Source organism: Actinomadura sp. KC06 (assembly GCF_004348735.1).
GTDB lineage: Bacteria > Actinomycetota > Actinomycetes > Streptosporangiales > Streptosporangiaceae > Spirillospora.
In genome coordinates, this window is record NZ_SMKT01000161.1 from 1 (window position 1) to 19,951 (window position 19,951).

General features: G+C 72.9%; 17 protein-coding genes and 1 pseudogene. 16 read left to right on the plus strand and 2 right to left on the minus strand.

The window, feature by feature from the left end; translation table 11 throughout:
- The 9 genes from E1287_RS34530 to E1287_RS34570 form a co-directional block, all read left to right on the plus strand.
- The coding region (locus tag E1287_RS34530; protein ID WP_165969336.1) for a sugar transferase at nucleotides 1-573 on the plus strand (573 nt) is incomplete at its 5' end.
- Nucleotides 574-641: 68 nt separating this feature from the next.
- Nucleotides 642-1,880 (plus strand): O-antigen ligase family protein, encoded by a 1,239-nt coding sequence (locus tag E1287_RS34535; RefSeq protein ID WP_165969337.1) that lies wholly within the window; start codon nucleotides 642-644, stop codon nucleotides 1,878-1,880.
- Entirely contained in the window at nucleotides 1,877-3,577 is a 1,701-nt protein-coding gene (locus E1287_RS34540; RefSeq protein ID WP_131969481.1) for a lipid II flippase MurJ, read from the plus strand. The genes E1287_RS34535 and E1287_RS34540 overlap by 4 nt, the downstream gene beginning before the upstream one ends.
- The gene (locus E1287_RS34545) at nucleotides 3,489-4,226 is read left to right on the plus strand and encodes a polysaccharide deacetylase family protein (RefSeq protein ID WP_243719631.1); all 738 of its coding nucleotides are present in this window, start codon (nucleotides 3,489-3,491) and stop codon (nucleotides 4,224-4,226) included. Before E1287_RS34540 ends, E1287_RS34545 begins: the two co-directional genes overlap by 89 nt.
- Nucleotides 4,223-5,368 (plus strand): glycosyltransferase, encoded by a 1,146-nt coding sequence (locus tag E1287_RS34550; protein ID WP_243719632.1) that lies wholly within the window; start codon nucleotides 4,223-4,225, stop codon nucleotides 5,366-5,368. The genes E1287_RS34545 and E1287_RS34550 overlap by 4 nt, the downstream gene beginning before the upstream one ends.
- A 22-nt stretch (nucleotides 5,369-5,390) precedes the next feature.
- Nucleotides 5,391-6,053, plus strand: coding sequence for a lipopolysaccharide biosynthesis protein (locus E1287_RS34555; protein ID WP_131969482.1), 663 nt, complete (start codon nucleotides 5,391-5,393; stop codon nucleotides 6,051-6,053).
- A gap of 84 nt (nucleotides 6,054-6,137) precedes the next feature.
- Nucleotides 6,138-7,316, plus strand: coding sequence for a glycosyltransferase (locus E1287_RS34560; RefSeq protein WP_165969338.1), 1,179 nt, complete (start codon nucleotides 6,138-6,140; stop codon nucleotides 7,314-7,316).
- A gap of 180 nt (nucleotides 7,317-7,496) precedes the next feature.
- A complete protein-coding gene (locus tag E1287_RS34565) occupies nucleotides 7,497-8,741 on the plus strand; it encodes an ATP-grasp domain-containing protein (RefSeq protein WP_131969484.1) in 1,245 nt (414 codons plus the stop codon).
- 26 nt (nucleotides 8,742-8,767) lie between these two features.
- Nucleotides 8,768-10,012 carry an NAD(P)-binding domain-containing protein gene (locus tag E1287_RS34570; RefSeq protein ID WP_243719633.1) on the plus strand — a complete coding sequence of 415 codons (1,245 nt, stop codon included), beginning with the start codon at nucleotides 8,768-8,770 and terminating at the stop codon, nucleotides 10,010-10,012.
- An 82-nt stretch (nucleotides 10,013-10,094) separates the two neighbouring features.
- Here the strand turns inward: E1287_RS34570 and E1287_RS34575 are convergent, their stop codons facing one another.
- Nucleotides 10,095-10,337: a hypothetical protein gene (locus E1287_RS34575; RefSeq protein WP_131969485.1), complete on the minus strand. Its 243-nt coding sequence runs from the start codon at nucleotides 10,335-10,337 to the stop codon at nucleotides 10,095-10,097.
- 296 nt (nucleotides 10,338-10,633) lie between these two features.
- On the opposite strand from E1287_RS34575, the gene E1287_RS34580 reads away from it, so the two are divergent.
- The 3 genes from E1287_RS34580 to E1287_RS34590 all read left to right on the plus strand — a co-directional run bounded on the left by E1287_RS34580 (nucleotide 10,634) and on the right by E1287_RS34590 (nucleotide 13,789).
- The gene (locus E1287_RS34580) at nucleotides 10,634-11,584 is read left to right on the plus strand and encodes a hypothetical protein (protein WP_131969486.1); all 951 of its coding nucleotides are present in this window, start codon (nucleotides 10,634-10,636) and stop codon (nucleotides 11,582-11,584) included.
- Nucleotides 11,585-11,802: 218 nt separating this feature from the next.
- Nucleotides 11,803-13,026, plus strand: coding sequence for a chaplin (locus E1287_RS46030; protein ID WP_131969487.1), 1,224 nt, complete (start codon nucleotides 11,803-11,805; stop codon nucleotides 13,024-13,026).
- A gap of 166 nt (nucleotides 13,027-13,192) precedes the next feature.
- The gene (locus tag E1287_RS34590) at nucleotides 13,193-13,789 is read left to right on the plus strand and encodes a class E sortase (RefSeq protein WP_131969488.1); all 597 of its coding nucleotides are present in this window, start codon (nucleotides 13,193-13,195) and stop codon (nucleotides 13,787-13,789) included.
- A 77-nt stretch (nucleotides 13,790-13,866) separates the two neighbouring features.
- Here E1287_RS34590 and E1287_RS45105 read toward each other — a convergent pair whose 3' ends face one another.
- The gene (locus E1287_RS45105) at nucleotides 13,867-14,901 is read right to left on the minus strand and encodes a matrixin family metalloprotease (protein ID WP_207934640.1); all 1,035 of its coding nucleotides are present in this window, start codon (nucleotides 14,899-14,901) and stop codon (nucleotides 13,867-13,869) included.
- 383 nt (nucleotides 14,902-15,284) lie between these two features.
- Between E1287_RS45105 and E1287_RS34600 the strand changes: the two genes are divergently transcribed.
- From E1287_RS34600 to E1287_RS34615, 4 genes and pseudogenes are all read left to right on the plus strand, one after another.
- Nucleotides 15,285-16,322 (plus strand): PRC and DUF2382 domain-containing protein, encoded by a 1,038-nt coding sequence (locus E1287_RS34600; RefSeq protein ID WP_131969489.1) that lies wholly within the window; start codon nucleotides 15,285-15,287, stop codon nucleotides 16,320-16,322.
- Nucleotides 16,323-16,715: 393 nt separating this feature from the next.
- Nucleotides 16,716-18,626 (plus strand): glycoside hydrolase family 3 N-terminal domain-containing protein, encoded by a 1,911-nt coding sequence (locus E1287_RS34605; RefSeq protein WP_243719634.1) that lies wholly within the window; start codon nucleotides 16,716-16,718, stop codon nucleotides 18,624-18,626.
- A gap of 119 nt (nucleotides 18,627-18,745) precedes the next feature.
- Entirely contained in the window at nucleotides 18,746-19,585 is an 840-nt protein-coding gene (locus E1287_RS34610; protein WP_243719635.1) for a patatin-like phospholipase family protein, read from the plus strand.
- A gap of 1 nt (nucleotide 19,586) precedes the next feature.
- Nucleotides 19,587-19,951: pseudogene (locus tag E1287_RS34615) on the plus strand (hypothetical protein); the annotation flags it as partial.

Consider the following 19,951-nt stretch of genomic DNA (forward strand, 5'->3'; position numbering starts at 1 on the left):
CGGTGTGCGAAGCGGCTGCTCGATCTCGTCGTCGGCTCCCTGCTCTTGTGCGCGGCACTGCCGGTGATCGCGGTGTGTGCGGCGGCGGTGCGGCTGGAGGGCGGGCCGGGCGTGGTGTTCCGGCAGCGGCGGATCGGGCTCGGCGGTGAGGAGTTCGTCCTGCTGAAGTTCCGGACGTTGCGGAAGGTGGACGAGCACGAGTCCGACACCCGCTGGACCGTGCGCGACGACGACCGGATCGGGCGGGTGGGGCGGTTTCTGCGGGCCACGTCCTTGGACGAGCTTCCGCAGTTGTGGAATGTCATCCGTGGCGACATGAGCCTTGTGGGGCCGCGTCCGGAGCGTCCGCATTTCGTGGAGCAGTTCTCCCGTACGTGCCCCGGGTACATGCTGCGGCATCGTGTTCCGGCCGGGATGACGGGGTGGGCGCAGATCCACGGGTTCCGGGGGGACACGTCCATCGAGCTGCGGGCCAGGCTCGACAACCACTACATCGACCACTGGTCGTTCAGCGGCGATCTCAAGATCCTGCTGCTGACCGTCCGGGCGATGATCTTCCGGGACGCGGGATGACGGCCCACGCCCCGCCCTTCGCCGCGCGTCCGGAGGGAGCTCGTCGCCTGGTCAGGCGGCCTAGCTGGTTGGTCGCCGTCGCCGTGTTCAGCGTCGGGACCCCGCCGGGCGCGGAGGTGGTCGGCGACGGGATGGAGGTCACGGCCGGGGACGTCGCCAGTGTCGTGCTCGTGTTCGTCGCGACGTTCTTGCTGGTCGCGGGGCGGGTCGAGATGCCGCGCGCGGCGCTGCTCGCGTTCGGTCCGCTGGTGGCGGGGCTCGGGATCAGCACGGTGTGCTCCGCCGACATCGCGTCCAGCCTGCCCGGGTTCGTCCGGGACGTACAGATCTTCGTGCTGGTGCCGCTGGCCGTCCTGCTGCTCGTGCGGGACCGCCGTGACTTCGCGATCGTGTGCTCGTCGGTGCTCGTCCTCGGGTTCTGGGAGGCCGGGTACGGGATCTGGCAGTCGGTCACCGGGAACGGCGCGTCGATGGGCGGCGCGTACATCAGGGCCGTCGGGACGTTCGGCGCGGGCAACGTGATGGGGATGTCCGTCGTTGTCGGATTGGCGTTCCTAACGCTGACGGCTTTCGCGTTGTTCGCGCTTAGGCGGGGGTTCATCGCTGCCATTGCCGCGCTGGGCGGGCTTGGTGTGTTGGGCATCGCGCTGGCCTTTTCGCTGAGTCGCGGTACGTGGATCGCACTGGGTGTCGCCGCCGTCCTCACCCTTGTGCTTTTCGACCGGTGGACGGCGGTCAAGGTGCTGGCCTGCTGCGCCTCGCTCCTGCTCGTGCTGGTCGTCGGCGGGGGCGTCGGCGGCGGTTCGCAGGCGATCGTCGAGCGGTCCAAGACCCTGGTCGGTTCTGTCAGCGACCCCGACCAGTCGGTGGACGACCGGTACAGCCTGTGGGCGGCGGCCGTCCGGATCTGGGAGGACAATCCCGGCACAGGCGTGGGCGTGAAGAACTTCCCGGCGTTCCGGGACGCTTATGCCGGGATCGAGTTGTCGTCCGGCAGCGAGACCGACGACCCCGTCCATGGGTACTCCCGGCAGCCGCTTCTGTCGCCGCACAGCGAGTATCTGCTGTTCCTGTCGGAGCAGGGCGTGGTGGGTTTCGCGGGTTTCGCGGCGTTGATCGGTGTGCTCGTCGCTGGGCTGTGGAGGCGGCGCGGTGCTCGCGGTCCGTTCTGGTTCGCGAGCGTTGGGCTGATGACGTTCCTGCTGGTCAATTTCCTGTACGCCGACTTGGGCGGGCCTACCTGCGCGCTGGCGGCGATCGTCCTCGGGGTCGTCGCGTCCCGCGCCTTCGGGGCGGTGCGCGAATGACCTCCGCCACCACCTCCGCCAGGGCGTCCGCCGGAAAAGCCGGGAGCGCCGGGAACTTCGCCGGGTCGTCCGTCGGACGGGCCGCCGCGCTGTCCGGGGTGCTGATCGCCGCCGGGACCGGGCTCGGATTCCTCCGCGACCTGCAGATGGCGCACCTGTTCGGCGCCAGCGGCAGCACGGACGCGTTCCTCGTCGCGTGGACGATCCCCGAGACCGTCTCGCCGCTGCTCATCGAGGACGCCATGGCCCTCCTCATGATCCCCGCGGTCACCCGGCTCCTCGCGCGCGGCGGCGGGCTGCGCCCGCTGGTCGGCACGACGCTGCCGCGCATGATCCTCGGCCTGTCGGTGGTCACGGTCGCGATCGTCGCCGCCGCGCCGGTGCTGGTGGACGCCCTCGCCCCCGGCCTCACCGAGCGCGGCCCGGCGATCGAGTGCGTCCGGCTGACGGCGATCACCGTGGTGACGTTCGGCGTCGCCGGGTTCATGAGCGCGACGCTGCGCGCCCACCACAGGTTCGGGCCGCCCGCAGCGATCTACCTCGCCTACAACGTTGGCATCCTCGCGCTGATCGCGGGGCTTTCGGGGGTCGTCGGCGTCATGAGCGCGGCGATCGGTGTCGCGTGCGGCAGCGTTCTGATGATCGCGGTGCAGGGGCCCGCGTTCGTCCGCTGCCTGCGTGAATCCCGGCCCCCGGCGACGGGCGCGGTGCAGGACGCCGACGTCTGGATGGGGCTCGCGGCCGCGGCGCCGGTCGTCGTGTACACGGTGACGCGGCAGGCGCAGGTGTTCGTCGAGCGGTTCTTCGGATCGGAGCTGGCCGCCGGGTCGATCTCGCACCTGAACTACGCGCAGAAGGTCGCGCAGGTGCCGATGATCCTGTCGCTGATGATCGTCACGGTGACGTTCCCGCGGCTCGCCCGCGCGTCGGCGGACGGCGACACCGGGCTCGTCGCGCGCCGCATCCAGCAGGACCTCGCCGTCGCGAGCGCGATGGTGCTGGCCGCGACCGCGTTCCTCATCGCCTTCGCGCCCGTCGTGATCAAGGTGCTGTTCGAGCACGGCGCGTTCACGGCGGCGGACACGCGCAGCACCGCGTCCGTCATGCGCGTCTACGCCCTCGGGCTTTGGGGGCAGATGGCGGTCGGGCTCGCCGCGCGGGCGTTCTTCGCGCAGCGCAGGCCGACATGGCGGCCCGCGGCCGTGCTGTTCGGCGGCCTCGCGGTCACCGCCGCGATCGGCGGCGCGTTCGCCGCGTCCGCCGGGACGGTCGCGCTGGCCGCCGCGAACGCCGCCGGGATCACGCTCGCCGCCGTCCTGCTGCTGGCCGGGCTGCGCGCGGGCGTCGCGCCGGTCGCGCTCCGGCGGATCGCCGCCGACGTGGCGCGGCTCGTGCTCGCGGCGGCCGGGGCCTGCGCCGCGGGGTTCGCCGTCGCGGGCGCGTTCGGCGAACGGATGCCGGCGATCGTCCAGCTCGCCGCCGGGGGGCTGGTGACCGCGGCGGCGTTCGCCGTCCTGATCGTCCTGGCTGGACCCGGCCTCGTCGCCTCATGGCGCGGCCGTACCGAATCGGGGGAGACCAGTGAGCCATCCGACCGAACCTGCACGAGTGACCGAACCGGCGCCCGCGCGCCCGGCGGAGGAGATCCGGCCGGCGCCGCTGGTGCTGATGTACCACTCGGTCGACCACTTCGATGAGGACCCGCACCTGGTGACGGTGTCGCCCGCGCGGTTCGAGCGGCAGCTCGCCTGGCTGCGGGCGCGGGACCTGCGCGGCGTCGGCATGCGCGAGCTGCTGGACGCGCACGCCGCCGGACGGGCCCGCGGCCTCGTCGGGCTCACGTTCGACGACGGCTACGCCGACTTCGCGACGCGGGCCCTCCCGGCGCTGCTGCGGTACGGGTTCGGCGCGACGGTGTTCATCGTGTCCGGACGGATCGGAACCTACAACGCCTGGGACGACGGGCCGCGCAAACCCCTCATGACCGCCGACCAGATCCGCACGGTCGCGGGCGCGGGGATCGAGGTCGCGTCGCATGGGCGCCACCACGTCTCGCTTCCCAGGACGGACGACACCGAACTCCGCGAGGAACTGGAGGAGAGCCGAGCCGCCTTGGAGGAACTGGTGGACCGGCCGGTCAACGGGTTCGCCTACCCGTACGGGCACGCCACGTCCCGCGAGATCGACGCGGTGCGCGCCGCCGGATACGACTACGCCTGCGACATCGCACCGGACGAGCCCAGCCGGCACGCGCTGCCCCGCACCTACGTCGGCGACCGGGACGGGCCGCTGCGGATGCGGGCCAAGCTCGTCCGGCACGAACTGCGCCGCCGGAGCCGCGTGTGACCCCGTCTGTGCCCCGGGTCCTGCACGTCATCACCGGGCTGGAGCACGGCGGGGCGGAGCGCCAGCTCGCGCTGCTGCTCCGCCACCTGCCTGTCGAGTGTGAGGTCGCGACGTTGACGCGGGCGGGCGCGGTCGGCGCGGAGATCCGGCGCGCGGGCGTGCACGTCCATGAGATCGGCATGCGCGGGAACCGGGATGTCGCGGCGCTGCCCAGGCTTGCGCGGCTGATCCGGCGGGGGCGGTACGACGTCGTCCACACGCACCTGTACCGGGCGTGCGTCTACGGCCGCATCGCCGCATGGATGGCCGGGACGCCTCGGATCGTCGCCACCGAGCATTCGCTGGGCGACGGTCATATCGAGGGACGTGCCGTGACGCGCGGCGTCCGGGCCCTGTACCGGGCGACCGAACGGCTCGGGACGGCGACCGTCGCGGTGTCGCCGACGGTCGCGGCCCGGCTGCGCGGCTGGGGCGTCCGGCCAGGCCGGATCACCGTGATCCCGAACGGGGTCGATGCCGCGGAGTTCGCGTTCGACGCCGCGCGCCGCGCCGCGACCCGGCGGCGCCTCGGCATCGGCCCGGACGAGCCGGTCGTCGGGGCGGTCGGACGGCTCGTCCCGACCAAGCGGTTCGACCTGCTGATCGAGGCGGTGGCGCGGCTGGACGGCGTCCGGCTGCTGCTCGTCGGGGCGGGCCCGCTGCGCGGAACGCTCCAACGGCTCGCGCACGACACGGGGGTCGAGGTCATCTTCGCCGGCGGGACGTCGGACGTGGCGGGTGCGCTGGCCGCGATGGACGTCTTCGCGGCGCCGTCCGTCCAGGAGACGTTCGGGCTCGGGGTCGTGGAGGCGCTGGCCGCCGGGCTTCCCGTCCTCTACACGACGTGCCCGGCCCTCGACGACCTTCCGGAGGGCGAGGCCGTCGCGGACGCCCGGCGGCTGCCGTCCGATGCGCGGGCCTGGGCCGAGGAGATCCGGCGCGCCGCCCATGCGCCCAGGGACAGGACGCGCGTGCCGCCGGTCGTCACCGGTCGGTACGCCATCGCCGAGCAGGCCGCCGGGCTCGTCCGGCTCTACCGTCCGGAACCGGTGGGCAGCGGGGTCATTCCGATGCGAGAAAGGGCTCAAGATGCCGCAACGTGACGCCGGGCAGAGACCGCCCGGTATGGGGCGAGGCCGCAGACCGTTCGCCGCGCTGCCCAAGTGGTGCGGGCCGTCGATTGCGTTAGTCCTGGCCGGGGTGCTCGGCGGGCTCGGATACGGCCTTTACGCGCCGGCCACCTACACGGCGGATGCGTTCGTCCTGGTGGTGGACGACGTCGGGCCCGACCGGGCCGGTCCGGCAGCGTTGAGCTTCGCGCAGCTGTACGGACGGCTCGCGCCCCTGGAGGAGACGCTCCGCTACTCCCAGCTACCGCTGCCGGACGCGCCGCCGGGCTCCACGCGCGAGCACGTCCGGGCGTCCACGTCCCCGGACACGCCGGTGATCAAGCTAGCCGGGAACGGGCGGACGCCGCGTGACGCCGCCGCGTTCGCCAACGGCGCCGCCGACGCGCTCGTCCGGTACGGGACGTCCCACCGCGCCGACACCGGCGTCCGCGTCGCGCTGATGGGCCGCGCGGCGCCGCCCGCCACGCCGTCGTCGCCGAACCTGCCGCTCGGCGTCGCGGTCGGCGCCGCGTCCGGGGTGCTGCTCGCCGGGTTGAGCGCGGCCGTGCTGAGCGCGCGGCGGCGTCCGGACGATGGGGCGGATGTGCGCGATGCGTCCGGGCCGGGGACCGCCGTTCCGGGCGGGAGGCGTGCCGAGCGCGTCGAGGTGGGTTCGTGACGACCCCCGCTGCCCGTCGATGGCCTGCCGCGCATGCATGACCCTTGCGGCGTGGCGTCGCCGGGTGGTTCTACGCCGGTCCGGGTGCTGCACGTCAGCCAGCCGAACGCCGGCGGGGTCGCCGTCTACGTCGGCCAGGTGGTCGGCGACCAGCGCAAACGCGGCTGGGAGGTGGCGGTCGCGTGCCCGGCGGGCGGCGACCTGCCCGCGCGGTGCGCCGCCGCGGGAGTGCCCTGGTTCAACTGGCCCGCCGGACGCGGCCCCGGGCCGCGGACGCTGCTGGAGTCCCTCAGCCTCCGCCGCCTGGTGAAGGGCTTCGGGCCCGACGTCGTCCACCTGCACTCCTCGAAGGCGGGCCTGGCGGGACGGCTGCTGCGCCGCCCGCACGGCACGCCCACGATCTTCCAGCCGCACGGCTGGTCCTGGCTCGCCGCGGCCGGACATCAGGACGCCCTCAGCCGCCGCTGGGAACGGCTCGCGGCCCGCTGGAGCGACGCGCTGGTCTGCGTCGGGGTCGGGGAGCTGCGGGAGGGGATGCGCGCGGGCGTGCGCGGGCCGTACCGGCTCGTCCGCAACGGCGTGGACCGCCGCCGGTTCCAGCCCGCCGACGCCATCGCCCGGCTGGGCGCGCGGACCCGGCTCGGCCTGCCCGCCGGGGTTCCGCTCGCCGTCTGCGTCGGCCGGCTGACCAGGCAGAAGGGGCAGGACGTCCTGGTCGCGGCATGGCCGGGCGTCATCGCGCGGTGCCCCTCCGCGCGGCTCGCCATCATCGGGGACGGCGAGGACCTGGACGTGCTCCGGCGCGAACGCGGGGCGGGCGTGACGTTCGTCCCGGCCGTGCGGGATCCGCGGGACTGGCTGGCGGCGTCGAACGTCGTCGTCCTGCCGTCCCGGTGGGAGGGGCTGCCGCTGACCGCGCTGGAGGCCCTCGCCACCGGACGCCCCCTCGTCGGGACGGACGTTCCCGGCATCACCGAGATCGTCCGTCCCGGGATGGGGGCGCTCGTGCCCGCGGACGATCCCGCCGCGCTCGCGGACGAGGTCGCCCGCCGCCTCCTGTTCCCCGCGATCGCCGAGAGCGAGGGCCGTGCGGCGGCCGCCGCCTCCGCCGCCTACGACATCTCCCGGACGGTCGCGCTGCTGGCCGCCGTCACCCGCGACGTCGCCGGGCTCCCCGGCGCCCCGGACGAGCCCCTGTCCGACGTTCTGGACGCCTTCCCCGGAATGCCCGATGTCGAACGCGTCCTCGATCGCACATATTGACCAGCACAGCCGATTAGCGGACAGAAAGGAAGCGCCCTTTCACGGATATCCGAATGGGCGCCGGGGTAAATGGATATCAGCAGCCCGCAAGCGTATCGTTCCTTTTGACGACGAAGAGAATGAGCACGGCAAGGAGGGTCGCGGTGCCCCGCCATTCGCTGGAACGGGTCCGCTGAACGGATGTTCTTCGACACGCACGTCCCGTCCGCGACGCGACTCGACACCGGCCTGCCCGCCCTGCTGCTGCGCACCGACCGCAACCATTTCCACCACGGGACGCTCGGGGCGATCCGGAGCCTCGGCCGCGCCGGGGTGCCGGTGCACGCGATCCTGGAGGGGCGCGGCAACCCGTCGTCCCGCTCCCGCTACCTGCACCGCGGGCATCCGTGGGCGCCGCCCGCCGCGCGCCCGGCCGCGCTGCTGAGCCACCTGCGCGCGATCGGCGAGCGCGTGGCGACCGAGCAGGGCGGCCGGCCCCTGCTCGTCCCGCTGGACGACGCCGGAGCGATCTTCGTCGCCGAGCAGGCGGACGCGCTGGCCTCCCACTTCGTCTTCCCCCACCAGGACCCGGACGCCCCCCGAGGCGTCGCAGACAAGGGACTGTTGCTGGACGCGTGCGCCCGCTACGGCATCCAATGCCCGCCGAGCCGCAAGCCCGCGTCCGCCCAGGACGTGGACGAGGCGGCCCGCGACTGGGGCCTGCCGCTGATCGCCAAATGGGCGCGGCCGTGGCGGTGCGGCCCCGGGCTGCGCAGCACCACGCTCGTCCGGACGCTCGGCGAGGCGCACCGGCTGTTCGCCGCGAGCCGCGTCCGCGACCCGGACGGCGAGGCGGGCCCGCTCATCCTGCAGCGGCGCATCCCGCCCGGCGGCGGCGACTGGTTCTTCCAGGGCTATTTCGACGAGTCGCTCGACTGCCTGTTCGGCGGGGTCGGCCGCAAGCACCTCGCGCATCCGCCGCAGGCCGGGCACACGGTCTCCGGCGAATGGGTCGACAATCCCGAGCTCGGGCGGCTCGCGGTCCGGATCGTCCGGCTGCTCGGCTGCCGCGGGCTCGTCGACCTCGACTTCCGGCTCGACCCGGACGGCGGCGGCTACCACCTGCTCGACTTCAACCCCCGGCTCGGGGCGCAGTTCCGGCTCTTCAGCGACCTGAACGGGCTCGATCTCGTCCGCGTCCTGCATCTCGCGCAGTCCGGACGGCGCGTCCCGGGCGTCCGCCCGGCGTTCGGCCGCAACCTGCTGGTCGAGAACCACTATCTCCAGCAGACGGCCACCCGCCCGCCGCGCGCCCTCCCCGAGACCCTCCGTCCGCTGCGCGAGGCCGACGAGTTCGCCTGGTACGCGGGCGACGACCTGCCGCCGTTCCTCGCGATGGGACGGCAGAGCGTGCTTCGCGCCGTCGGACGGCTCCGCACCAGGTAAACCACATTTCACACGGGGGAACGATCATGAACGACTCGGCCTGCGACGTCGTCATCGCCGGCGCCGGACCCTACGGCCTGTCCACGGCCGCCTACCTGCAGAACCTCGGCCTCGACGTGCGGATCATCGGGAAGCCGATGCGGTTCTGGGAGGAGAACATGCCGCTCGGCATGTTCCTGAAATCCGAGCCGTTCGCGTCCAACCTCGGGGCGCCGCAGCGGGGCATGGGCTTCACCGACCGGCACCCGGACTGGCGGGTCGGCGAGCCGATCCCGCTCGAGACGTTCGTCGAGTACGGCCGCTGGTTCGCCTCCGTGGTGATCCCCGGCACCGAGGACGCGCAGGTCCTGAACGTCGAGCGGGGCGGCGCGAGCGGCTACACCGTCACGCTGTCCACCGGCGAGACGATCGCGACCCGCACGGTCGTGGTCGCCGTCGGCGTCGGCCCGTTCGCCCACATCCCGGACGAGCTCGCCGGGCTGCCGTCCTGGCTCGTCTCGCACAGCACCGCCCACCGGGACTTCGGCATGTTCGCGGGCCAGGAGGTCGCCGTGGTCGGCGCCGGGCAGTCCGCGCTGGAGACCGCGGTGCTGCTGGCCGACGCGGGCGCGTACCCGCACGTCCTCGCCCGCAGGCGCGAGATCGACTGGAACGCGGTGCCCGAGCAGACGCGCTCCCTGCGGACCAAGCTGCTCGGCGGGCCCCGGTCCGGGCTCGGCGCCGGATACCGGACGTGGGTGTGGGCGGAACGTCCTGGGCTCGTCCGGTACCTGCCGGAAGGGACGCGTCAGCGGATCGTCAAGGAGACGCTCCCGCCGGCGGGCGCGTGGTGGCTGCGCGACCGGCTGGACCGGCGCGTCCGCGTCTCGACCGGCCGGTTCCTGGGGAAGGCGGCCGAGCAGGACGGCGGCGTCGCCGTCACCACCACCGACCGCACCGGCCGCCGCCTCGTCACGGAGGCGGACCACGTCATCGCCGCCACCGGGTTCGTCCCGGACGTCGACCGCCTCACGCTGCTCTCGTCCGACCTGCGCCGCCGCGTCGCGACCCGGTACGGGGCTCCCGTCCTCAGCCGGGACTTCGAGGCGTCCGCGCCCGGGCTCTATTTCGCGGGCCTCGCGGCGGCGGCCACGTTCGGGCCGGTGATGCGGTTCGTCCACGGCGCCGACTTCGCCGCCCGCCGGATCGCGCACCACATCATCCGCAGCACGCCCGCCATGCGTCCGCCCACCCGCCGCCCCGGCCCCCGAAGCGGAGCCCTGGCGGAGTAAAGAAGGGCCGGGTGAAGGATTTTCCTCCGGCGGGCGGCGGGCCGGGGAAGCACGGCGCGGGGTGGGCGGTGCCGGGGTTCCGCTAGCTCCAGGGCGGACGGGCGCGGCGCCGGGCGCGTTCGGCGCGGGCGGTGGCCAGGGACCACTCCCAGCGCGAGTAGAGCGTCCAGACGGAGGTACGCGCGCCCCGCGAACGTGCACTCTGACCTGCGAGGTCACCGGACAGCACGATGAGGTGGACGTCCCGGCGGGTGACGAACCGGCGCGGCGCGGAACGGCGGCGCGCGGGCCGCAGGCGCGTGATCGCGGACGAGGGGTCGGGCATCGCAAGCTCCTCCGTCGGGCGGCCGTCGCGGCCTACCGGTTCACCGAATGTAGCGCACCCGATACCGCCCGCCATCCGTCTCGCGAACCTCGGGTGAACGGCCGGTGCCGCGCCGCGATCCGCCCGCAATTCCCAAAAGCCCGGCAATACGGGCATCGTCGCGTGCGATAAAAGCGAAATTAATGGTGCGGTAAATGATCGGGAGACACGCCGGGAGAGAAAACATCGGCTCCTTGATCGCGCGTTCCGCGGTGCTACGTTCGTGCCGACCGAACCACGGCAAGGAGGGACCGGCAATGGAGTCCGCACCGATCCGTAGCGGGGCGTTTCGCCCCCTGGGTCGGCCGCGCCATGCCTTGATTCCCGTCCTTGTCCGCCTTATCGCCATCGCCGGATTCGCGTTCGCCGGCTGGATGGCGCTCTCCGCCCTCGGCGGGCCCGCCTCCGCGGCGCAGCCGAACGCTCCGCACAAGACCGCCGCCACCGACGCTCACCCGGATTCGTGGGACGGCCTGTCCAGCCGCGTGCAGGAGATCGGCGACCGTCCGCTGAAAGGGCTCGGTTCGCGGCCCGGCGAGGTGCCGGACGGCACATGGGAGTCCGGAGACCGTCCCGACCGCGTCCTGCGGACGTGGCGGGACGACGACTTCGCCGACCTCCGCGGACCCGTCCAGGAGATCGAGGACGACCCCGTCCGGTATCTGCAGAAGCGGCGGCACGAGGTGTTCGACCGCAAGGACCGGGCCGTCCGCAAGCTGAGGGACCTGACCGACAGAGCCGGGGTGCCGCGGGTGCGGATTCCGGACGTCCGGCGCGCGCCCATCGTGAGCGACCTCGCCGACGGGGTCGCGAAGTCGAACCCCGTCCTGGACGGGGCCCCGCAGCCCCAGGACGCCGAGCGGCCGGAGCACGGGCGCACGGCGGAGGCGTCGTCCGGCGAGGCCGCGGCAGCGCGGCCCGGCGGCCACGGCGCGGCGGGCCTGCCCTACACGTCCGTTGAGGAAACCGGCGGCCGGGACGCGGGCCACTGCGCCGGATGCCAAGGCGAGCGGCGCGCACCGCTGCCGCCCGCCGACCAGGACGAGCCGTGGAGCGGCTCCTCCAGCGGCCATCAGCTCGCGCCCGTCGCGGCGCTGAGGAACGGCCGGTCCCCGGCGGTCCCGCCCGGCGTCGAGCCGAGCGCCTTTCACCGCACGGCGCTGACGGACGTGTCCGCGCCCGGCGGCCCCTCCGTCGTCCCTGACTAGGACCTTCCGTCCCTGACCGGGGACGATCCCGGACGGCCCGCGCGCACGCCCGCGCGCCGCCCGTCCCGGCCGGTTCCCATGATCCCGGCCACCTCCATCGATCTTTCCTCGATCAGCAACGGCCTTGCCCGGCCGGTTGCGGGCTGCGCTCACCCGGACGGTGCCGCGCAGCGATCACCACCGATTCACCGAATCGCGAAACACGACAGGAGAAACACATGCGCATGTGGGCAAGGAACACCGGCCGCGCCGCCCTGGTGGCCGCGGGCGCCGTCGCCGTCGGCGCGGCCTTCGGATCCGGGGCCGTGGCCGATACGACGTCCGGCAACTTCAGCGTGCTGGGCGGCAACCAGGTGCAGATCCCGATCTCGGTCCCGGTCGAGGCGAGCGGCAACGCCGTCGGCGCGATCGGCGCGGCGCAGGCCCAGTCGAAGGGCGGCGCCGAGGTCGACGGCGCCCGCCGCGGCGGCGGGGACGGCATGGAGACGTCCGGGAACTTCTCGATCGGCGGCGGCAACCAGGTGAAGGCGCCGGTCAGCCTCCCCGTGGACGTTTGCGGCAACGCCATCGCGATCATCGGGCTGGCCAAGGCGCAGTGCAAGGGCGGCGCCAGCGTCAAGTCCGGCGGCGGCTCGCACCACCGGGAGGGCTCCGGCTACCGGTCCGCGACCGGCCAGGAGAACCGCGGCGGCTGGGCCGGCGCCCGCGGCGGAGGCGGCGGGGGCATGGAGACCTCCGGCAACTTCAGCATCCTGGGCGGCAACCAGGTGTACGCGCCGATCAGCATCCCGGTGAACGTGTGCGGCAACTCCGTCGCCGTCCTCGGGCTGGCCAAGGCGCAGTGCAAGGGCGGTGCATCCGTCAAGCGCAAGGCCACCGGCGACCCGAAGATGAAGACCTCGGGCAACTTCAGCATCCTGGGCGGGAACCAGGTGTACGCGCCGATCAGCATCCCGGTGAACGTGTGCGGCAACGCGATCGCGGTCCTCGGCCTGGCGCAGGCGCAGTGCAAGGGCGGCGCGACGGTCGGGGGCGGCGAGAAGCCGAAGCCGCTGCCGCCCACGCTCCGGACGCCGAAGTACAAGCCGTCCAAGCACCGGCCCGCGGCCGGGAAGAAGAAGCTGCCGTCGACCCTGCGGTCGCAGGGTCAGCAGGCGGAGTCGGCCGCCGCGTCCAGGGCCAGGCAGGCGCAGTCGGCCGCCGCGTCCAAGGCCAAGCAGGCGCAGACGGCCACGTCCAGGTACCGGATGGCGCGGCCCGCCGCCGCCCCGGCGAACGACTACCGGAAGGCGGACAAGCTGCCCGCCGTCCAGCGGTTCCTCGGCTCGCTCAAGAAGACCGTCGACGTTCCCGGGGTGGACGTGAAGCCGGGCCAGATCGGCCCGAAGCTGTCGACGAAGGACGGGGTGCCGGTCAAGGTCGGCTCCCCGGTCCTGAACTGAACCGGCGGCGCTGAACTGAGCCGGCGCCGACCGAGTCGGCGGCGCTGAACTGAATCGGTGTCGGCGCGGGTGACGATCCGCGGCCGATGCCCGGCGGGAGGGGGCGGCAGACGTGCCGCCCCCTTCCCCTTGCCACCAGAAACCCGGAATCGATGGAAGTGAACCCATGCTCGATCGGAAGTCGGTCTCGGCGGCGGCCATCGCCGTCTGCTGCGGCCTGCCCGTTGCGGGCGTCCCGCAGGCGCAGGCAATGGAACACGGGCGCACGCAGGCGCGCGCGCAGGCGCATGCAGGCGCGGCGGCCGTGTCCGCTGTGGCGCGTCCGCGGAAAGGCGCGGTGATCGCGCACCTGAGGATCAGGCGGATGGGCCTGAAGGCCGAGGTCAGGGAGGGCGTCAGCGAGCCGGTGCTGCGGCGCGGCGTCGGGCACTACCCGGGGACGGGCCTGCCGGGACGGGACGGCAACACGGTCCTGCTCGGCCACCGGACCACCTGGCTCCGCCCGTTCAACGAGCTCGACCGGATGCGGCGCGGCGACCGGATCGTCCTGCGGGTCGGCCGCACGTCCTACACCTACCGGATGCGGAGCATGCACGTGATCAAGCCGAGGGACCGGCGGGTCCTGGAGCCGGTGCCGTTCAAGCCGCTCAGCGCGCCGGACGGCGAGTACGTCACGCTCATCACCTGCACCCCGAAGGGCTCGGACCGGCGGCGCCTCGTCGTCATCGGCAAGCTCGTACGCACGTCGAAGCGCGGCGCCTAACCGCCGCGCGGCAGGCGGGACGCTGAGCTCCGGTCACGCTGGCTCAGCGTCCACCGCCTATTCGCCCCGGCTGCTGGTCAGCCGGTGCCGTAGAGGTCGATGAGGCCGTCGTAGTCGCCCTTGCCGAGGGTGGCGGGGCCGTTGTCGCAGGCCGCGACGACGGGCGCCATCGTGAGCTTCGCGTGGTCCGCGCCCTCGACGTGCGCCAGCCCGAAGACGTGGCCCGCCTCGTGCGTCACGACCGCCTCGACCGAGTAGCTTCCGGGCATGCACGTACCGTCCGTCCACCACCGCTTTCCGTGCTCTTGCAGCGCCATGTCCGTCTCGATGGTCCTCGCCCCGATGAACCAGATGCAGGTCGCCGCGAGGACGTCGCCCTCCGCGCCCGTCATCGCCTTCCCGCCGAACGTGTTGACCCGGTCCCGCTCACCGCAGGTCGCGTCCGTGGTCACGTTGGGGCCGCCGGCCGACTCCCCGGAATAGCGCTCGCCGATGTCGGGCGGCGGAGTGAACCGGCCTCCGCCGGTGCAGTCGGTATTGGCGAGGGCCATATTGGCGACGCCCTTGGCCACGCTTGATCTCGGCAACCCGGTCGTCCCCGCGTGATAGCGCCATTCGACGGTGTGACCCTTCGGCCATTTGCTCGGTTCGGGACGGTGCGTGCCGTCCTCGCACGGGTCCTGCGGGCCTCCGGATGTGCGGGGCCTGCCCTCCGGCACCCGGCCGCCGCTCGTGGTGATGGTGATCTCGCCGGCGCGGTCGTCGACCAGGATGCGCAGCCCGGACCCGCCGCCGGTGCGCAGCGAGTGCGCGACCAGCGAGGTGCCGTCGGCGGGGACGACCGCGGTGAGCCCGTTCGGGCCGCGGACGGCGCGTCCGCGCAGGTCGCAGTCGGCGATCCTGATCTTCTGCGGCATCGCGCGGGCGGACAGCGTCCCGCCGGCCTTGCACCAGGCGGGCGGACGCGCCGCCTGGACGGCCGCCGCGGCGGTGCCCGACCCGGCGGTCATCGCTCCGGCGGCCACCGCTCCGGCCGTCACCACGAAGGCGAAGGCGGCGGGCAGCGCGGCCGTCGCCGCCCCCGCTTTCGCGGCGCGTGAGAATCCGTGCATATCAGTTCTCCGATGTGTGGGAGCGTCCCTCCGGAGTCTTGCGCGAGCCGGGAAAAGGGAAACCGCCGCGCACTAAAATGATCACCATAAGGCGAAAGGCTTCATTCCATATTGGGCGGTACGGCGAATTTGTCGCCGGAAGCGTCGAGGGTCGGCGCGCGACGCGCCCCGTAAGACTTTAGTAAATCGCTGCCTATAATCTGGTAAACGTGTTTATCGATGGTCTGCACGGAAAAGCAGGGAGTAATCCGGCAACTCGGGATCAACAGAACAAGACGCCCGATCGCCGGCGTCCGGCCGAGATTCACCGCTACCGCGTGGCGGGCACGCCTCCCCTCACCCCCCGCCGTCCGGCAGCGTTCACGGAAGCAGAGGTGTTCAACGTGCAGACGCAGACACAGGTGCGGGAACTGATGGGCATGAGCGTGACCGACACCCACGGGACGAAGGTCGGCACGATCAAGCAGGTCTACCTCAACGACGACTCCGGCGCCCCCGAATGGGTGACCGTGCACACCGGCTGGTTCGGGATGCGGGAGAGCTTCCTCCCCCTGTCCGGGGCGCGCAAGGCCGAGGGCATGCTGCAGGTCCCGTACGACAAGGAGACCATCAAGGGCGCACCGAACGTGGACGCTGACGAGCATCTGTCGCACGAGCAGATCGTGGACCTCTACCGCCACTACGGCGTGCGTCCCCCGGCCGGGCGCCGCACCGGCGGCGACGCCGACACCTCGCAGGGCACGTCCGGAGACCGCCGCATGGCCGGCGCCGAGGGCAAGGCCGAGGAGAAGGCCGAGGCCGGTTCGCCGGGGCCGTCCGGCACCGAGCGCACCGCGGGTTCCGAGGGCATGGCGGGCGCCGCCGGAACCGCCGGAATGGCGGGCGCGGCCGGGATGGCCGTCCGTCCCGACAAGAGCAAGCGCGACCGCGACCGCGGCCGGGAGGGCGAGCGCGAGCAGGCCATGCCGCCGCAGTCGGCGCGCGAGGGCGCGGAGACCCCGATGGCCGAGATCACCCGGTCGGAGGAGCGGATGCGCATCGACACCGAGCGGCACGAGTCGGGCCGCGTCCACGTCCACAAGTGGATCGAGACCGAGATGGTCGAGCGCACGGTCCCCGTCGCGCACGACGAGCTCAAGGTCGACCGCGAGCCGATCGCGGACGGCCGGCCGAGCCCCGAGGTGTCCATCACCGAGGACGACCTCGATCTGATCCTCTACGAGGAGCGCCCGGTCGTCGCGAAGGAGACCGTCCCGGTCGAGCGCGTCCGGGTCCGGACCGAGCGGGTGCAGGACGAGCAGACCGTCCGCGGCGAACTCCGCAAGGAGCGCATCGAGGTCACCCGCGACGAGGGCCGCGGCGGCGAGCACCCGTCCGCGGAGCGGGGCCCCGGACGCGGCGAGCGCGGCAGCTCCAAGTGACCCGTCCCGCCGGACGCGCCGGCGGGAGACCTCTCCCTCTCGATCCGAGTTCGCCATCCAGGATGACGGCGCGCCTGGCCGGTCGTTCACCCGCCGGCGCGGCCAGGCGCCCGTCCTGAACGCCGCCCGTCCTGAACGCCGCCGGTTGGCCGGCCCCATGCCGCCGGTTCGCCACCTCCTGTGCCGCCGGTTCGCCAGGTCCGGTTCAGGGTTTCGCCGGGGTGCGGCAATCGGTAGTCAGGTTTCTTGACAGACAGCGGGGTGCGGTAGAGGTTCCAGGTGACGACATCGGGTGCGGGGTTCACGGCCGTCCGGGCGCGCCGTGAGCACGCCGCCCCGGCGCGCGGTCCGCCGGGCCGCGCGGCGTCCTTGGAGCGACCCTGGAGGGACGAGTTGCCACACCCCCACATCGCCACCCGGATCGGGCGATCGCTGGCCGCGCTCGCGACCATCGCCGCACTCCCGTCCGTCATCGCGGCGCAACCCGCAACGGCCGATGACAGGCCCGCCTACCTCGACCCGCGGCTGCCCGTGCCGGAGCGGGTCGACGACCTGCTCCGCCGCATGACCCTGCAAGAGAAGATCGGCCAGATGACCCAGGCCGAGCGGGTCGCCGTCGACGGCGACCGCGACCAGATCACAAAGCTCGGCCTCGGGTCGGTGCTGTCGGGCGGCGGTTCGGTCCCCGCCGACAACACGCCCAAGGGCTGGGCGGACATGGTGGACGCCTACCAGTCGAAGGCCCTCGCCACCCGGCTGAAGATCCCGCTGCTGTACGGGATCGACTCCGTCCACGGCCACAACAACCTCGTCGGCGCCACCGTCTTCCCGCACAACCTCGCGATGGGCGCCACCCGCAACCCGGCGCTGGTACGCGAAGAACAGCAGATCACCGCCATCGAGACGAAGGCGACCGGCCCGCAGTGGGTCTTCGCGCCGTGCGTCTGCGTCGTCCGCGACCTGCGCTGGGGCCGGACGTACGAGAGCTACGGCGAGGACCCCGGGCTCGTCATCCAGCTGGAGACCGGCATCGAGGGCTTCCAGGGACGCCACAAGCGCGACCTGGCGAGCCCCCGGCACGTCCTCGCGACCGCCAAGCACTACGCCGGGGACGGCGACACGGTGTTCGGCACGTCCACCACCGGGACGTTCACCATCGACCAGGGCGTCACCATCACCGACCGCCGGACGTTCGGGAAGATCGACCTGGCGCCGTACGTCACGGCCGTGCGGAAGTACGGCGTCGGCAGCATCATGCCGTCGTTCTCCAGCATCGACTGGAAAGAGGACGGCGTCGGCAACCCGGTCAAGATGAGCGCCAGCAAGGAACTGCTGACCGACGTCCTGAAGCAGAAGATCGGGTTCGACGGGTTCCTGATCAGCGACTGGGCGGCCATCCAGCAGATCCCGGGCGACTACGCCACGCAGGTCCGCACGTCCGTCAACGCCGGCATGGACATGTTCATGGAGCCGTACACGGCACCGCAGTTCGTGCAGACGCTGCTCGCGGAAGTCGAGGCCGGGCGGGTGAAGACGTCCCGCATCGACGACGCCGTCCGCCGCATCCTGAAGGCGAAGTTCGAGCTCGGCCTCTTCGAGAACCCGTACACCGACCGCCGGTACGCCGGGACGATCGGCTCGGCGGAGCATCGTGCGGTCGCGCGCCGGGCCGTCGCCGAATCGCAGGTGCTGCTGAAGAACTCCGGGCGTGCGCTCCCGCTGAAGAGGGGCGAGGAGATCTACGTCGCGGGCGTCAACGCCGACGACATCGGCAACCAGGCCGGCGGCTGGACGGTCACGTGGCAGGGATCGTCCGGCGACATCATCCCCGGCACGACCATCCTGGACGGGATCAGGCAGAACTCGTCCAACGTCACCTACAGCGCGGACGCGTCGGCGCCGATGGCGGGCCATGACGTCGGCATCGTCGTGGTCGGCGAGAAGCCGTACGCGGAGGGCCTCGGCGACGTCGGCAACGGGCACACGCTGAACCTGTCGGACGCCGACAACGCGAACATCGACCGGGTCTGCGGCGCGATCCGGACATGCGTCGTCCTCGACGTGGCCGGACGCCCGCAGATCGTCACCGACCAGCTATCCCGGATGGACGCGTTCGTCATGTCCTGGCTGCCCGGCAGCGAGGGCGCGGGCGTCGCCGACGTCCTGTTCGGCAAGCGCCCGTTCACCGGCCGCCTCCCGGTGACCTGGCCGCGCGCCGAGGACCAGGAGCCCATCAACATCGGCGACCGTCACTACAAGCCGCTGTTCCCCTACGGCCACGGCCTCCGAACCCGCACCCGCTGACCGGCGATCATCGACGCGGGCCGTCCGTCCACCACCGGGCGGGCGGCCCGCTCGGCTGTTTAGTGGCATCGTCGGGGGAGACGTTGCCCTCAGCGCCCCTGGAAGGAGGCCGTGGACGGGTGGAAACGGAACCGCGGGTGGCGTTCGTGCTCGGCGGCGGCGGTGTGCTCGGCGCGCACGAGGTCGGGATGCTGCGGGCGCTGGAGGAGACCGGCGTCCGTCCCGACCTGGTCGTCGGGACGTCCATCGGCGCCCTGAACGGCGCGTTCGTCGCGGCCGGGCCGGGGGCGGCGGCGGTGGAGCGGCTCACCAGCCTGTGGTCGGACGACTCCGTCCGTAACGTGTTCGGCGCCCGCATGTTGGGACGGCTGTGGACGCTCGCCCGCTCCGGCACCCACCTGCACTCCAACGAGCCGCTGCGCCGGATGCTGGACGAACTGCTGCCCGTCCGGACGTTCGAGGAGCTGACCGTCCCGTTCCAGTGCGTCGCCGCCGGGATCGAGACCGCGATGGCGCACTGGTTCACCGATGGGCCCCTCATCCCGGCGGTGCTGGCCTCGTCCGCCGCGCCTGGGCTGCTGCCGCCCGTCCGCGTCGGCGACCGGCACTACTTCGACGGCGGGCTCGTGCACAGCATCCCGGTCGGACGTGCCGTGATGCTCGGCGCCACGACCATCTACGTCCTGCACGTCGGGCGCATCGAACGGGACCTGCCGCCGCCGCGCCGCCCGTGGGAGGTCGGCATGGTCGCGTTCGAGATCGCGCGGCGGCACCGCTTCTTCGAGGAGATGGCGAGCCTCCCGGACGGCCTGACCGTGCACGTCCTCCCGGCGGGGTCCGGGGCGCAGCGCGCCGGGGTCGACCTCGCGCAGATGCGGTACCGGAACGTGTCGGGAATCGCCGCGCACATCGAGCGCGCCTACCAGGCATCATTGACGTACCTCAAAGAACGGGCGTGAGATGCTGCCACCCCTCCCCGTCCGCCGCCTGGTGTTCACGCCGCTGCTGTTCGTCCTCACCCTGCTGATCGTCGTCGTGTTCCCGGTCGCCTACGGGGTGGCGTGGGTGCTGGGACGCGAGCGCAGGCGTGCCGCCCGGCTGCTGCGGTTCGCGCTGGCGTGGGGGACGCGGGAGTCGGCCGCCGTCCTGGAATGCGGGTGGCTCTGGTGCCGGGGACGCGCCCACGACGACCGGCATTACGACATCATCCGCCGCTACGTCGCCGCCCTGTACGCGGTCGCGGAGGGGCACCTGGGCCTCCGCACCGAGATCGAAGGCCCCCGCGACAGTGGCAATGCCGACGGGGACGGCGGCGGGGGTGGCGG

Coding starts and splice junctions, on each gene's coding strand:
- E1287_RS34590 (WP_131969488.1), top strand. CDS start 13,193: ATGCTCGATCGGAAGTCGGTCTCGGCGGCGGCCATCGCCGTCTGCTGC.
- E1287_RS46030 (WP_131969487.1), top strand. CDS start 11,803: ATGCGCATGTGGGCAAGGAACACCGGCCGCGCCGCCCTGGTGGCCGCG.
- E1287_RS34575 (WP_131969485.1), bottom strand. CDS start 10,337: ATGCCCGACCCCTCGTCCGCGATCACGCGCCTGCGGCCCGCGCGCCGC.
- E1287_RS34555 (WP_131969482.1), top strand. CDS start 5,391: ATGGGGCGAGGCCGCAGACCGTTCGCCGCGCTGCCCAAGTGGTGCGGG.
- E1287_RS34580 (WP_131969486.1), top strand. CDS start 10,634: ATGGAGTCCGCACCGATCCGTAGCGGGGCGTTTCGCCCCCTGGGTCGG.
- E1287_RS34570 (WP_243719633.1), top strand. CDS start 8,768: ATGAACGACTCGGCCTGCGACGTCGTCATCGCCGGCGCCGGACCCTAC.
- E1287_RS45105 (WP_207934640.1), bottom strand. CDS start 14,901: ATGCACGGATTCTCACGCGCCGCGAAAGCGGGGGCGGCGACGGCCGCG.
- E1287_RS34565 (WP_131969484.1), top strand. CDS start 7,497: ATGTTCTTCGACACGCACGTCCCGTCCGCGACGCGACTCGACACCGGC.
- E1287_RS34540 (WP_131969481.1), top strand. CDS start 1,877: ATGACCTCCGCCACCACCTCCGCCAGGGCGTCCGCCGGAAAAGCCGGG.